The 13,994-nt window shown below is 54.6% G+C and carries 14 protein-coding genes and 1 riboswitch; of the genes, 10 read left to right on the top strand and 4 right to left on the bottom strand.

Translation table 11 applies throughout. The features are described 5' to 3' along the window. Window positions 1–74 precede the first annotated feature (74 nt). Window positions 75–1,139, top strand: a complete 1,065-nt coding sequence (locus G583_RS0100600; RefSeq protein WP_022869251.1) for an NAD(P)/FAD-dependent oxidoreductase — start codon at window positions 75–77, stop codon at window positions 1,137–1,139. On the opposite strand, the gene G583_RS16085 is transcribed toward G583_RS0100600, so the two are convergent. Then, window positions 1,136–1,969: a phosphotransferase gene (locus G583_RS16085; protein WP_022869250.1), complete on the bottom strand. Its 834-nt coding sequence runs from the start codon at window positions 1,967–1,969 to the stop codon at window positions 1,136–1,138. The genes G583_RS0100600 and G583_RS16085 overlap by 4 nt on opposite strands. Window positions 1,970–2,264: 295 nt before the next feature. Here G583_RS16085 and trhA point away from each other — a divergent pair, with 295 nt between their 5' ends. From trhA to G583_RS0100580, 3 genes are all read left to right on the top strand, one after another. Continuing rightward, window positions 2,265–2,951, top strand: a complete 687-nt coding sequence (trhA, locus tag G583_RS13330) for a PAQR family membrane homeostasis protein TrhA (protein ID WP_022869249.1) — start codon at window positions 2,265–2,267, stop codon at window positions 2,949–2,951. Window positions 2,952–3,005: 54 nt separating this feature from the next. Continuing rightward, on the top strand, window positions 3,006–3,632 hold the full coding sequence (locus G583_RS0100585) for a hypothetical protein (protein WP_156832024.1): 627 nt from the start codon (window positions 3,006–3,008) through the stop codon (window positions 3,630–3,632). Window positions 3,633–3,782: 150 nt separating this feature from the next. Continuing rightward, window positions 3,783–4,670, top strand: a complete 888-nt coding sequence (locus tag G583_RS0100580) for a VOC family protein (RefSeq protein ID WP_022869247.1) — start codon at window positions 3,783–3,785, stop codon at window positions 4,668–4,670. A gap of 109 nt (window positions 4,671–4,779) precedes the next feature. Here G583_RS0100580 and G583_RS0100575 read toward each other — a convergent pair whose 3' ends face one another. Both G583_RS0100575 and G583_RS0100570 read right to left on the bottom strand, forming a co-directional pair. Beyond that, a complete protein-coding gene (locus G583_RS0100575; protein ID WP_022869246.1) occupies window positions 4,780–5,424 on the bottom strand; it encodes a VOC family protein in 645 nt (214 codons plus the stop codon). 138 nt (window positions 5,425–5,562) lie between these two features. Beyond that, complete coding sequence (locus G583_RS0100570; RefSeq protein ID WP_022869245.1) at window positions 5,563–6,657, bottom strand: baeRF3 domain-containing protein; 1,095 nt, start codon at window positions 6,655–6,657, stop codon at window positions 5,563–5,565. Between the two features lie 146 nt (window positions 6,658–6,803). Next, window positions 6,804–6,915, top strand: a riboswitch (SAM riboswitch). A 75-nt stretch (window positions 6,916–6,990) separates the two neighbouring features. On the opposite strand from G583_RS0100570, the gene G583_RS0100565 reads away from it, so the two are divergent. From G583_RS0100565 to G583_RS0100555, 3 genes are read left to right on the top strand one after another with little or no spacing between them, the layout of a single operon-like run. Next, window positions 6,991–8,328, top strand: coding sequence for an O-acetylhomoserine aminocarboxypropyltransferase/cysteine synthase family protein (locus G583_RS0100565; RefSeq protein WP_022869244.1), 1,338 nt, complete (start codon window positions 6,991–6,993; stop codon window positions 8,326–8,328). Between the two features lie 16 nt (window positions 8,329–8,344). Then, window positions 8,345–9,475, top strand: a complete 1,131-nt coding sequence (metX, locus tag G583_RS0100560) for a homoserine O-acetyltransferase MetX (RefSeq protein ID WP_022869243.1) — start codon at window positions 8,345–8,347, stop codon at window positions 9,473–9,475. Window positions 9,476–9,481: 6 nt separating this feature from the next. Continuing rightward, window positions 9,482–10,117, top strand: coding sequence for an alpha/beta hydrolase (locus G583_RS0100555; protein WP_022869242.1), 636 nt, complete (start codon window positions 9,482–9,484; stop codon window positions 10,115–10,117). A 19-nt stretch (window positions 10,118–10,136) separates the two neighbouring features. Here G583_RS0100555 and G583_RS13325 read toward each other — a convergent pair whose 3' ends face one another. Then, window positions 10,137–10,367, bottom strand: coding sequence for an RNA-binding S4 domain-containing protein (locus tag G583_RS13325; protein WP_040894574.1), 231 nt, complete (start codon window positions 10,365–10,367; stop codon window positions 10,137–10,139). Window positions 10,368–10,482: 115 nt separating this feature from the next. On the opposite strand from G583_RS13325, the gene G583_RS0100545 reads away from it, so the two are divergent. Genes G583_RS0100545 through G583_RS13320 form a run of 3 tightly spaced genes read left to right on the top strand, consistent with a single transcriptional unit; the run spans window position 10,483 to window position 13,939 of the window. After that, on the top strand, window positions 10,483–11,859 hold the full coding sequence (locus G583_RS0100545; protein ID WP_022869240.1) for a glycine--tRNA ligase: 1,377 nt from the start codon (window positions 10,483–10,485) through the stop codon (window positions 11,857–11,859). Beyond that, window positions 11,860–12,726, top strand: coding sequence for a GNAT family N-acetyltransferase (locus tag G583_RS0100540; RefSeq protein ID WP_022869239.1), 867 nt, complete (start codon window positions 11,860–11,862; stop codon window positions 12,724–12,726). Next, on the top strand, window positions 12,719–13,939 hold the full coding sequence (locus tag G583_RS13320) for a YibE/F family protein (RefSeq protein WP_084677194.1): 1,221 nt from the start codon (window positions 12,719–12,721) through the stop codon (window positions 13,937–13,939). The genes G583_RS0100540 and G583_RS13320 overlap by 8 nt, the downstream gene beginning before the upstream one ends. Window positions 13,940–13,994: the final 55 nt, after the last annotated feature.

Raw genomic sequence — 13,994 nt, 5'->3', positions numbered from 1 at the left:
AAGGCTGCCCGTTTTTTGCTAGCAAAAGCGAAACACCTACAGCCTCACAACCAATCCGGACGAAAGATATCAACGTGATCATTATCGGCGGCGGGATCGCCGGCATCTCACTGGCGCGCGAACTGTCGAAACGCGGACAACACGTCACCCTGCTGGAAGCTGAAGAAGCATTGGCCCACCACACCTCGGGACGATCTGCCCAGCAACTCGTCCTCGGATATGGTCCGGCAGCGGTCCGCGAGCTGACAGACCTCACCGTCAGTATGCTGAAATCGCAACAGCAAGTATTAGAGACGCCAGTAGTATGGCCATCCTCATTCATGATGGTTGGTACCGACGATGAGGTCGACACGCATGCGTACCCGGGCCAGATTCGTCAGGATGACCATATGCTGCACACTCTGGTTCCTGAGTTGCGGCCCACACGGCTTACTGCCGGGGCACTAGATAACCGGTCATTGCGGATTCGAGCAACCGCCATGATCGACTGGCTGGTGACCGAAGCAAAGCTTGTAGACATTCATCTCGGTGAACAAGTTGTCGACGCTAAGTTCCATGACGGGGCGTGGACGGTGACCACACAGCAGTGCACGTATACCGCAGACACGGTCATTAATGCCGCCGGTGCCTGGGCCGACGAAGTAGCTGAGGTATTTGGGGTAGCTCCGCTCGGGCTCACGCCACTGCGTCGCAGTGCAGCCATCCTAGAAATCGATACTCCAATTTCCCCAGATCGTTGCATGGTCATGAAGATCGGTGGATACTACTATCGCTACGAAGACGAGTACGCGATTTTAGCATCACCGCAAGAAACCGTGCCATCCCCACCGGAAGATGCGCAGCCAAATGACACCGATATTTCGGCGATGATCGAAGAGATCCACGCCGATACGACGCTCCGTATCAAAAGGGTACGCAGCTCTTGGACCGGGCTTCGAACACAAGCTTCCGACGGTGTACCGGTCGTGGGTTACGACGACCAGCCTGGCTTTTTCTGGCTGGCCGGCCAATCCGGCTATGGTTTCCAAACAGCTCTAGGTTTTGCCAAACTTGCAGCCGAGCTCTTACTCGAGGACACAGTGGGGGACTGGGTCAGCCAGCAAGCCGTGACAGATCTGCAGCCGAACCGTTTACGCTAATCTTCCGCGTACTGTAACGCTTGGTAGGCTCGCTGGATACGTGGTTGAACCTTGGCATTGAGCCGTCGCCAGCCACCGGGTGAAACGTCCCAACTCAGTGCATCTGCTAGAGAATACAGCCCCAGTGCGCCGGACCAGACCCGTGCTCGGTTTGGTACAGCCGAAAACTCTTCTAATGCAACACCGTGCCACAGATTCAAATAGGTTGCATTGAGCGCTGTATCCCAGACTGCAGCGTAGTCCCAGTCCAGGATTCCGATGAGTTCACCATCTACCCAGTGCATATTGTGACCAGCCAGATCTCCGTGCACGAGCCCAGCGCCCACCCCCTCGTCTGTCCACGCATGTATATGTTCGGCAATCGCACGGTGCATATCGTGTTCAACAGCTGAATCTAATCGAACCAGCATTTCGTCGGTGATCCGACCGCGCTGCGCAAAGGGTTGTCCCAAGCTCAGACCCGAGGTGTCATAACGTTCTAGCGTTTGGACAACGGTCGCCAACGTTGTCGCGTTCCCACTATGGTGCGGATGCGCCGAGCCTGGGATATACGCCTGTAGCACGCCGCCATCTACGGACGATAACGGAGTTGGCACCTGCCAAGGCAAGCGGAGTTCCTCTAAGAGCCGCGTCTTACGAGCCAGCTCTGGATCATTACGACGAGGGATCCGGGCGACTGCAAGCCCTTCCGCTATCACCAGCACATGATCTTTGCCGCGCTCAACGACGTTGGCTTGTTGCCAGTCATAGGCTTGGATTTGGGATGCCAATGTTCTGGGCACCGTATCAAGGAGCTGGAGAGCCAGATTCTGGGCATACGCGACGGGCATGGTTCGATTGTATAGGGCCTATCTCGGAACCTCGGTCCAGAGTCAAGTCTGCGGCCACGAAGTGTCCGCTCCATTTTCCGGGAGGCTTCGTTGCGGGGGTCGCCGGTATGCCACTATGACCCGTACATGTAGTGCAAGCGGATTGAGCACGGACAAGATGACTAGGGTGGAAGCATCCGCAGCCCTCGGCTGATTGGCAAGGACGAACGACCAGAAACTGTCCAAACCTTGGCTGAACCAAAGCGGACGGCTCCCAAGAGGGAATGCTGCGACCAAAACCGTGAAGGAAAAGCACATGACAACTCACGAGCCCACGGAGTTTGCTCATAACGCGGAGCAAGATACTGATCCGACAGTGGTTCAGAAACCCCTGCTGCGCGGGTGGATTCATCTGGTTGCCACACCGGTGGCGCTGATCGCCGGTCTTATAGCCGTCGCGCAACCTGAAGAGACTTACCAGCGGCTCAGTGTAGCCGTGTTCGTTCTGTGCTCGGTCGTGCTCTTTGGCGCGTCAGCGGTATATCATCTGGGTAATTGGGAACCAACACGTCGGGCCATTCTTCGGCGTATAGACCACTCCAATATTTATCTGCTCATAGCTGGTACCTACACTCCATTGGCCGTGCTCTTACTAGAACCAGACACACGAAACTTGCTGTTGGGTATTATCTGGCCGGGCGCACTTTTGGGTATTGCCGTGCGGCAGTTCTGGATCTCGGCACCACGGTGGGTTTACGTTCCGATTTACGTGATCCTCGGGTGGGTAGCAATATGGTTCCTGCCAGATATCTATCATGGCGGGGGTGGCGCAGTCGTGTGGCTTGTGGTTCTGGGCGGCCTCTTGTATACCGCTGGTGCCCTCATCTATGCCATCAAGCGGCCCAATTGGTTTCGATACACATTCGGATTCCACGAGACTTTTCATGTTTGTACGGTTCTGGGATGGATGCTACATTTTGGCGCGATCGCTGCATCCTGGTGATGCAGCGATCGTCATCACCGACGCACTGTGGAACGAATCTGTACCGTGGGCGAGATGGGTCCCCAGATTTTCACTCTTTCCACGCTGAAGCAGTACGCAATTATGGGTGGTGCAGGATTGCTGTTTGCCATCTCGGCAATCGTATTCATGTTTCAACAGATGTGGGGACAGGCCGGCATTGCACTGATCTTATTACCGACGATTTTCGTGCCGCTGTTGCTCGAAAAATGGCTCCAGTTCCGCATGCCGGTGAGTCTGCAGGTGCAGTACGCACTGTTGCTCGTGCTGGGCCCGTATGTTGGTGGAACGCTGGGCCTCTATATCGCATGGCCACCGTGGGATACTGTGGTGCATTTCTACTCGGGTATTCCCATTAGTTTTGCAATTATTCGCGCGTTGGGCCTCGTTCAGCAGAAATACCGAATTGCAGTGCCCGTGTGGTTCGAAATATTCGTGCTCATCGCCGCAAAAACCTTCATCGCGTTTATATGGGAAATCGGTGAATTCAGTTTCGACTTGCTCTTCGACGCCAATACACAGGACGACAATTTTGACACGATGACGGACATGATTGCCGGCATTACGCCCTCCCTATTCATAGCGAGTGCCTTGGTAATGCATCGTCGAAACGGCAGGTTCAAATATTTCAACTCCCTGCTTACACATTGGCGTGCTATATGACAGTCAGCCGCTGGCACGAGTCGTATGTGCATTCGATCACTATCGGAACACTTTCCGTGGCAAGTAAGTTATAGTGGGTGAAAGCTTCAAATTTGAACGCATCATACTTGTGAAATGTGTGCGCTTCGACGCGATAGTTTAGGAACAGCTATGACTCAGAACGCAATGCCCCAGACCGATACCCGACTCGCCGAGGAAACTGAGATGGGTGCGGTGACGCTGAAAGTCGCCGATCTCGATAACATGATTCGGTATTACACCAACGCGCTGCCGCTGAACGTTATCGACCAACAGGGTTCATCTGCCGTCATCGGCCGCGGCAACCGTCCGCTAGTCATTCTGGAGCATTCGCCAGAACTCAAACAAGCTTCCCCGCGTGCGGCTGGGCTGTTTCATACAGCCATACTGTTTGAAACGGAAACCGCTTTGGCAGCTGCGGTGTACTCAGTAGCCCAGTACGCGCCGAACACCTTTACCGGCAGTGCCGACCACCTAGTCAGCAAAGCATTTTACTTCAGCGATCCAGAAGGAAACGGCATCGAGCTGTACTGGGACCGCGATCGCAGCGAATGGAGCTGGGTGCATGGACAAGTGGAGATGGACAATCTCTTGCTGGATCCTAATCAGTATCTTCAGGACTACATGACAGAAGGTGCCATGCTGAATCCGGCCATCGGCGATGCCACAATTGGGCACGTGCACCTTCAGGTTGGAAGTCTCGAGGGCGCGCAAAAGTTTTATGTCGATTGGCTCGGCTTCGATGCAACAAAGGCCGATTTTCCCGGAGCGCTTTTCGTGAGTGCCGGGGGATATCACCACCACATGGCTATGAATATCTGGAACAGTCGTGGCTCCGGCAGACGCGATAACACGCTGGGTCTTGGTGAAGTTGATATCGTGCTCCCTACCAAGAACGATATTGGTGAAGTTGCTGAAAGGGTTCAACACTACGGAGTTGACGTCGCTGATGACGGCCGTACTTTGCGATTCGAAGATCCGTGGGCGAACGTCCTGCGACTGCGAACCTCGCAAGAGTAAAATCTGGTTCTGAGAATAAAACAAATGCGACCATGACTAAAGGGTCATGGTCGCATTTGTGCATTGCACTGGTGCCGGTTGCTGGCAACGGTGCACACGTGGAAAATTTCTAGATGGTCACGATGCCTTTGGGAGTCGAGAATGATACTTCTGCGATCCCGGGAGTTCCTGACGGAGCTACGTATTTAATGTTCAGGTCGTCGACAAGCTCATCGGTGTCACCGAGGCCTAGCCAGTCGCGTACGCGAGGCCGGTTTCCTCCAATGGTGATTGATTCGATCGAGGCATCGGCCGGTTCTGCCTGTGACGGGTGCAGATCCTCGGTCCCTTCGAGCCAGCGCAGGATGTAGGGCACCTGCGGGTCTGCGATGAGGCCTTTGATACCGATCTGTTCCCATTCGAGCGTCCGGCCATCAGGAAAGGTGCGCCCACCGGGGACGGCGCGGCGGTCGAGGCGTTCCTCGAAGGGTGTCATGTCATCAACAGAGACAACCCAGCCCATCCAGCCTCCACCCATATTTGAGCGGGCCCGAACGGCCTGTCCGAACGGGGCTTTTTCAGCTGCCGGGTGTTCGAGAACTTCGACAACTTCAAAATATTGACGGTTTTTCATCGGGAAGAAGACGTTACGTGTCCCAAAGCGCGGGTGAATACCACCATTGACCCAGTCGATACCGAGTTGCTGAGCAATTTTGTCAGCGGTAGCAACGAGTCCTTCGGGACCTACAGCATAAGAAACATGATCCAAGCGCATGTCAATAGTTTTTCACGCTTCAACCGGTGGAAATGAAATAAGTCACGAAAAGAGGCGAAAGCCACACTTTGTGAAGCAGTTAGGCAAAAATTTGCCCCTCGGGTTCAAACCGAGGGGCAAATTTGCGTGCTGACTTCGTTAGTAGCGCATGAGTGCGGCAACGTTTTCAACACGTCCATCAGAGATGATGACGATATCGCCGGAATTGAGCTTGGTGTGCAGGATGGCCGTATTGACATCGCCTGTGCCGTCGGAGGCATTCAACGATGGGTTGATGAAGAGGGTGTCGATACGACCTGCCTCGGCTGCTTCACGAATTAGATCCGGTTGGGTCTCTCCAAGACCTGTGCCGGAGACATCTGCGAAGCGACCAAATGCAGCGTCGTCGTTCGCTGCGAAGTGCGGACGTACAACTTCCCAACCAGCTTTCTGTAGGTCGCGATTTGATACAGAATCTGGATTACCTGAGATGAAATCCTCAGCCACCACCGGGTAAGAGGATGAGGCCTTCAAAGTAGTTACATTTTCTGCGACCCCTGCCAAGACCATAGGCTGGGAGCGGGCGCGGCCGAGGAGATCGCCGAGTGAATCTCCAACTTTATGGAGGTAGCGAGATACTTCAGCATCTTGGCTGTCAGCGATGCCTCCGTGGCCATGGAACATAGTGCCATTACTGCCGACAGAGCGATTCTGTAACGTTGCCTGTCGATCATCAGTGTTGGTCACGTCTTCGAATGATTCTGGAACGATATCTTGCAGGTCGAGCTGAACGACGGAATCTTTGGTGGCGTCGAGTAGTCGAACCTTATTTTGCGAAACGCCGAGAATGTAAAACGCGTGAGACTTCGTGAGGGTTTCTGAAATAGGGCGGAGCACGAAATGCTCGGCAACGTTGGTGTATTCGGAGACCGGAACTCCCAAGCGGTAGACCAGGTTCAGACCCTTCGCAGCATATAGCGCAAGTGACTCGCCCTGCTGACGAAGGAAGGGTGCATCGGTGGCTATCGCGTCGAAGGATGCCATCATGTCTTTGGCGTCTGATTCGGGTACGCCGGCATTGACGAGTTTTCGACGAGCCTCATTCACCAACGATTTGACACGTGTTGCTGTGTCCTGAGGCTGATGTTGTGGAGGGGCAGTGGGCAGATAGATTGTGACCTTTGGGCCTGTGGCTGCGGCCATCGCCTTCAGGTCATCAGCTGTGATGTCATCAAAGTATCCGAGTTGTTCCATGCATCAACACTACAACGACTAATCCAGCTTTTGCAGGGTTCAAAATCGGCCAGTTCGTTGCTACCGGCATAATTTTTGAAACAGGTCTCACGCCACTCAATATCAAGTCGCCATTTAGGGGTTTTTCTGGCATAGTAGTGGGTATTGGTCACGAGTGTCAGTAGTAATGCCCCGGCTTACTGACCGGCAACCCTCCTCCGCGGTGGGGTGCCCCGGGTGAGGACCAGGTCTCATGACAAATTGAGACAAGCGCGGGTCTTCGCGCACGTCATGTAGCCTGCGCGGTAGACGTAGCGTTGAAAGACCCCTTGACATTCAGAAGGAGTCTTTGCATTGACACAACGTGACATCACCGACCAGTCCACCTGGGGATTGACTACCCGTCAGATTCACGCAGGAATGGCCGAAGACACAGATTTCGGGGCAACGCAACTGCCCATCTATCAGTCCACGAGCTTCAACTTTCCTGATACGGAAACAGCCGCTGGACGATTTGGCTTGTCAGAACTGGGCCCTATTTACTCGCGACTTACTAACCCCACAAATGACGCAGTCGAAAACAAGATCGCAGCGCTCGAAGGGGGCGTTGGTGCAGTACTGCTGTCTTCGGGACAGTCAGCAACCACTCTGAGCGTGCTCAACGTTGCTGGTGCAGGCGATTCTGTTGTCGTTTCTACCTCGCTGTATGGCGGTACACAGAACCTGTTCAAGCACACACTGCCACGCCTTGGTATCGAAACTATCTTTGTGCAGGACCCAGAAAATCTTGATGAGTGGCGTAACGCCATCAAGCCAAACACGAAGGCTGTGTTTGGCGAAGTCTTGGGTAACCCGAAAGCTGACGTGCTTGATGTACAAGCAGTGGCAGACGTCGCGCATGATGCGGGCATTCCGCTTATTATCGACGCCACGCTGACCCCGCCCACAGTCTTTCGTGCTTTCGAATACGGGGCAGACATCACCGTGCACTCCACTACCAAGTATCTCAGCGGTCATGCCGCAGGCATTGGGGGAGTGATTGTCGATTCTGGCAACTTTGACTGGACAGCGAACCCAGAAAAGTTCCCGTGGTTCAACGAGCCAGACGAGTCCTACCACGGCGTAGTTTTCGGTACTGATTTTGGTCCGAACGGACCACTGGGTGCCAACCTCTCTTATATTCTGCGAATCCGCACACAGCTACTGCGTGATCTCGGAAACTCCGCTTCACCATTCAATTCGTTCCTGCTGAACTTAGGGCTAGAGACGCTGTCACTGCGGATGGAACGCCATATAGAAAACGCCCAACGAGTCGCTGAATGGCTCGAAGCACATCCCCAAGTTGAAAGCGTGCAGTACGCCGGTTTGAAATCTTCGCCGTATTACGAACGGGCACAGCAGCTGCTACCCAACGGTACTTCAGGCATCGTTGCCTTCAACATCGTCGGTGGCAAGAACGCTGGCCAAAAATTTGCGGAGTCGTTGACGCTGCACAAACTCGTGGCAAACCTTGGCGACGTACGTTCGCTCGTTGTGCATCCTGCTACCACTACCCACGCTCAACTTTCTGAAGTTGAACAGCTCGCTGCGGGCGTGAATCCCGGCCTTGTCCGGCTCTCGGTCGGCTTGGAAGACATAACAGACATTTTGGACGACCTGCAGTCCGGCTTTGACGCCGCTGCAGCTGTTTAGCAAGGAGTGAAAGGTCATGTCATTGGATCTTGAATCGGTGACCGACCCGGCAACTTATGCGGCAGGATCTGCCCTCAAGTCAGTAGCTATCGGTGAGCTTCACTTTGAAACCGGTGGGTATTTGCCACAGGTCGAGGTCGCATATGAAACATGGGGGAAACTGAACGCCGATAAAACCAATGCGGTGCTCATCCAACATGCTTTGACCGGAGACAGCCACGTTGCTTCGTCCGAACTGCTAGCCGAACCAGGTTGGTGGGAATATCTCGTCGGCCCCGGAAAACCCATCGATACGGATAAATGGTTCGTCATAGCCACCAACATGATAGGTGGCTGCTACGGATCGACGGGCCCCTCATCACTAGACGATCGCCAACAGCCTTATGGCGCACGCTTCCCCTTCGTAACCCTGCGGGATGCGGTTAATGCCGAAGCCAGACTTGCCGACATCCTAGGAATTGAACGTTTCCATGCGGTCATCGGAGGGTCCATGGGTGGTGGGCGCGCACTTGAATGGGCAGCCATGTATCCAGAGCGTGTGGCAGGCGTTGGGGTGATCGCATGTGGCGGTCACTCAACAGCAGAACAGATTGCCTTTGCCCAGGCTCAGGTCGAAGCAATCCGCCTGGATCCCAACTTCAACGACGGCGATTACTATGACGGCCCGGCTCCTGTGCAAGGGCTTGGGATCGCTCGTCGTATCGCACACATTAACTATCGTTCGGAAACAGAACTGAATGCTCGTTTTGGACGGAAATTCCAAAATGAGGAAGACCCGTTGAGTTCACCGGTCGCAGTCAGAAACGGTCGATATCAAGTCGAGTCGTACCTGGATTATAAAGCCAAGGATCTCGCGGTGCGGTTTGACCCCAATTCCTATATTGCGCTGACGGAAGCCCTAATGTCTCATGACGTCGGTCGGGGACGCGGAGGGCAAGCCGCCGCGGTCGCTGAGATTACTGCAACACCGTTCATCGTGGCAGTGAACTCAGATAGGCTATATTTCCCAGAACAGAGCTACCAGTTAGCGGCTGACTTTGGGCCGGACACTCCGGTGCACCTGATCGATTCACCTATCGGACATGACGGATTTTTGACCGATCTTCACCAGGTAGCTGATGCCATGATCGATACGTTAGGACTCTGAAATAGCATGCACGTTCGTTGGTCCCATGAAACACCCCTTCCAGATTCAGATCTCGTTGTCTTTCTCCACGGGTTCGGAGCTGACGAAAATGACCTGCTGCCACTGGGTAACGCTTTCGATGACCGGTACACGATCGCTAGCGTACAAGCACCTAAGAAACTGCCGGATCATTTCGGCGGCTACTGCTGGTTCCCCATCTCGACTGAGCTGGAAGCTAACGGCCAAGACATCATTACGCCGGTGCAGCAGCTGGATGACTGGGTGCAATCCGTAGCCTCTGATTATCGCAGCGTGTCTCTGCTTGGTTTCTCCCAGGGTATGGCTATGGCAACATCGTTGATGCGCATGCGGCCAGGGACATACGCGACCATTATTGGTCTCTCCGGATTTGTCGTCGACGCCACGGAAACTCCTGAGCTGCAAGCTTTGTTCCAGGACGACCAGGTGGCCGCAACCCAACAGCCTTTCTTCTGGGGGTACGACCCAGGTGATCCGATTGTCGCCTCGGACCGAATCGCTGAAACCGGTGCCTGGCTACGACCACGTGTCACACTCGAAGAACGTACCTATAACGGGATTGGCCATGGCATCCACCCCCAGGAAATCTCGCACTTCATGGCGTTCCTGAACGAGCAGATGTAGCCAACCCCACACTCATCGACTACTCGGTTTCAATGACAACATCGAGGTCAAGCTGTGCAAGGGTGATCACGTCGTCAGCAAACAGCTGGCGCCCGCGACGTGTCTCCGTTGTTCCGTTGACCTGCACTTCTCCTGCAGTAATAACATCACGGGCATCGACCCCATCTTCCACCACATTGGCCAGCTTCAACGCCTGACCAAGTCGGATCATATCGTCACGGATCATTAGTGTTTCGCTATTGGTGCTCATACTCCCATTGTCACCCACAAGCGCCAAAGTTTCGACTAACCTAAACTAGTTGCAGGTCTATCCATGACCCCACCATCAAACGTGTAATTTTTCGATAATGGAAAGTGATACCTCCATGGCACAACCGTCCACTCTCGACCAGGTCATTAACCTGGCAAAACGCCGCGGATTCGTCTTCCAGGCCGGTGAGATTTACGGCGGTTCACGCTCAGCATGGGACTACGGTCCACTTGGCGTCGAACTCAAAGAAAACATCAAATCTCAGTGGTGGAACAACTTTGTCCGAGGTCGCGGCGACATGGTCGGTCTGGACTCATCCATTATCCTGCCCCGCAAAGTCTGGGAAGCATCCGGCCACGTCGAAACGTTCGTCGATCCATTGGCCGAGTGCACGGCATGCAACCACCGCCACCGCGACGACCATTTGATTGAAGCTTTTGAAGACAAACACGGCCGCACGCCGGCACGCGAAGAGCTTGTCTGCCCGAACTGCGGTACCCGCGGTAAAATGACCGAAGCACGGACCTTCTCCGGTTTGATTCGTACATTCCTCGGCCCGGTGGCCGATGACGATGGTCTGCACTACCTGCGCCCTGAAACCGCGCAAGGTATGTACCTCAACTTCTTGAACGTGGTCAACACCTCTCGCAAGAAACCACCTTTTGGCATCGGCCAGATCGGTAAAGCCTTCCGTAACGAAATCACTCCCGGAAACTTCATTTTCCGCACCCGTGAATTCGAACAGATGGAAATCCAATTCTTCATCCCACCCGCTGAGGCCGACACCTGGTTCGACACGTGGGTCAACCAAGCACAAGACTGGTTCTTTGACCTCGGCATCAACCCAGACAATCTACGCCAGTACAACGTCCCAGACGGCGAACGTGCACACTACTCTTCGGTGACCATCGACCTCGAATACAAGTTCGGATTCTCAGGTGGCGACTGGGGCGAACTCATGGGGATCGCCAACCGTGGTGACTTCGACCTCACGAACCATACTGAAGGTTCCGGAACCAAGATGCAGTACTTCGACCAGGCATCAGGCGAGCGCTACACCCCATACGTGATTGAACCGTCGTGGGGACTGACACGCTCGCTCATGGCTTTCCTCGTCGATGCGTACTCTGAAGATGAGGCCCCAAATACCAAGGGTGGCATCGATACCCGCACCGTGCTGCGCCTGGATCCTCGTTTGGCGCCTGTGAAAGCTGCTGTGCTCCCGCTATCCAAGAAAGCAGAACTGGCAGAGCCCGCCAGTAAACTTGCTGCTGATCTGCGCAAGCGTTGGAACGTAGACTACGACGACGCAGGTGCTATCGGCCGTCGATACCGTCGTCACGATGAAATCGGTACACCGTACTGTGTGACCTTTGACTTCGATTCGCTTGACGACAACGCCGTGACAATCCGTGATCGCGATAGCATGGCCCAAGAGCGTGTCTCACTCGATAAGGTTGAAAGCTACCTATCGGAAAACCTGGGAGTCTAAGTGGAATTCCGCGACTGGCACGACGGAGACGACCTACGTTTACTGGAACTCTTCTCGGATCCGTACAACGCACAGCACCACCATGATCGCGCCATGCTGGGCGCCTCAACGCAGGAGCCTTTCGGCGTAGGTGTGGTGGCCGTCGACGACGGTATTCCGGTTGCAGCTGGAGCATTACGAGCACAGGCTATTCATCCGCAGCGGATGTGGTGCTATATCGAAACTGCTCCGCTGCAACGCCAACGCGGCATCGCGACTGCACTACTACAACAACTGCTCGAGCGGGCACCCGAGAATACTGAACTCAAGACTCGTTCTGCTGCAACGGATACAGCCACCGCCAACTGGCTGACCACCCACGGCTTTGCACCGGTTCAGCATACACAGCGTGTCATTGTAGCGTCGAAGTCGTTTGAACCAGTCGATATCGACGTCCAACAACTGGCAACCGGCTCAGTTGAACTATCCAAGGTGGTTGCTGAATACTACAACGCCACCCATGGATGGGATCCTTCCGAAATCACACTGACGCAGGCGCAGCAATTGTTGCTAGCCCCGCAAACGGGAGCCCAGCAAGTGTTCATCACACGTTCGGAGAATGGGATCGCAGCCTTTGCCATCGCCTATCCCGGTCCGGTGCCCAATGTAGTTGATCTGTTGATCGGCCACGATCCCAAACACCCAGAGCCGACTGACGACCTCCGGGCGTTGTTGGCGACCGCCGGTGCAGAGCGCAGCTTAGCCATCGAAATCGACAACTCGACGACGGTGCTGAACCCACTGATCGAAGCGGCGGTGGAATCCGACACCGCCCTTATCGAGCACGCATCCACCATTTGGGCAACTGACGCCACACCAAATGCATAACGTACCGTCGAATATTCCTGCCACGCGGCGCAGGGTGGTCATCTGGATGGTCAGTATCTTGGTACCTATGGGCCTTGCCCTTATTGCCGCCATGATCTGGCTATGGCCGTCCGGCGTCCACCAGGAACTTTCCCTTGATGACCCATACGGAACGACCGAGAGCTTCGCAGTCGAATCGGGATCAGTGGTATCTGTTGCGGCTAGTGCTTGCGAGGGTGCATCAGATACTGGGAGTCCCACCGAGGTGCAAGTAGACATCGAATGTCAGACAGCCCAGGTTGCTACCGACTCAGGAACATATGACGTAGAAATTCCGGTGCAAGTCTCTGCTTCTTCAGAAGTGGTGCGTGGCGATAGCGTCAAAATTCTTGTCGGCGATCAGCTTGCCGAAACCGGAGTCTTCGTCGACTTTGAACGAACAGTTCCGGTTGGCCTCCTAGCCGCCCTCTATGCGTTGGTGGTTATCGTTGTTGCACGGTGGAGAGGCGTCCGCGCGATTGGTGGCTTGGTCCTGTCATTTGTCGTGTTATTCGGCTTCATGATTCCTGCGCTACTCGAGGGCGGTCCGCCCTTCTGGGTGGGGCTCATCGGCAGCATGTTGATTATGCTCGTTGTTCTCTATTTTGCCCACGGCTTCTCGCTACGGACGACGACCGCTCTCCTCGGGACTTTTATAGGACTCCTGCTCACGGCTGCCCTTGCAGCTTGGGCATCCGATGCAGCGTATCTCATCGGGCTGGGAGAAGAATACTCGTATATGCTGGCCTCGGTTGTGCCCGAGATACGGCTTTCCGGGATTGTCCTGACCGGCCTCCTAGTCGCCGGTCTGGGGGTGCTCAACGACGTCACCATTACTCAGTCCTCGGCAGTATGGGAAATTAAGGCAGCACAACCAACCATCTCGTCGCGAAGTCTGTTTGCTGCCGGCATGCGTATTGGTCGTGACCATATTGCTTCGACTGTTTACACGATCGCCTTCGCCTACGCTGGGGCGGCATTGCCAATGCTTATCGTCGTTTCCTTATACGACAGGTCTATGCTCGATACTCTCATGTCAGCAGAAATGGTCGAAGAGGTCGTTCGTATTCTTGTGGGTTCGGTCGGGCTAGTACTGGCAATACCGATTACCACAGGCATAGCTGTAGCCGTGTCGAATGCAGTGGCAGATCCACCCGCTCAAACAGCAGAGTCATCTGCAAAACACGTGCAGTAACGAAAAGGGATCTTCACCGCACAACCGGTGAAGATCCCTTCTCATATAGGTCAGA

Origin of the sequence: Yaniella halotolerans DSM 15476 (assembly GCF_000420805.1) — a bacterium.
Lineage (GTDB): Bacteria > Actinomycetota > Actinomycetes > Actinomycetales > Micrococcaceae > Yaniella > Yaniella halotolerans.
The sequence above is the reverse complement of the archived record's forward strand: the minus strand, read 5'-3'. Positions and strand labels throughout refer to the sequence as shown.

Coding starts and splice junctions, on each gene's coding strand:
- G583_RS16085 (WP_022869250.1), bottom strand. CDS start 1,969: ATGCCCGTCGCGTATGCCCAGAATCTGGCTCTCCAGCTCCTTGATACG.
- trhA (WP_022869249.1), top strand. CDS start 2,265: ATGACAACTCACGAGCCCACGGAGTTTGCTCATAACGCGGAGCAAGAT.
- G583_RS0100585 (WP_156832024.1), top strand. CDS start 3,006: ATGGGTCCCCAGATTTTCACTCTTTCCACGCTGAAGCAGTACGCAATT.
- G583_RS0100580 (WP_022869247.1), top strand. CDS start 3,783: ATGACTCAGAACGCAATGCCCCAGACCGATACCCGACTCGCCGAGGAA.
- G583_RS0100575 (WP_022869246.1), bottom strand. CDS start 5,424: ATGCGCTTGGATCATGTTTCTTATGCTGTAGGTCCCGAAGGACTCGTT.
- G583_RS0100570 (WP_022869245.1), bottom strand. CDS start 6,657: ATGGAACAACTCGGATACTTTGATGACATCACAGCTGATGACCTGAAG.
- metX (WP_022869243.1), top strand. CDS start 8,345: ATGTCATTGGATCTTGAATCGGTGACCGACCCGGCAACTTATGCGGCA.
- G583_RS0100555 (WP_022869242.1), top strand. CDS start 9,482: ATGCACGTTCGTTGGTCCCATGAAACACCCCTTCCAGATTCAGATCTC.
- G583_RS13325 (WP_040894574.1), bottom strand. CDS start 10,367: ATGAGCACCAATAGCGAAACACTAATGATCCGTGACGATATGATCCGA.
- G583_RS0100545 (WP_022869240.1), top strand. CDS start 10,483: ATGGCACAACCGTCCACTCTCGACCAGGTCATTAACCTGGCAAAACGC.
- G583_RS13320 (WP_084677194.1), top strand. CDS start 12,719: ATGCATAACGTACCGTCGAATATTCCTGCCACGCGGCGCAGGGTGGTC.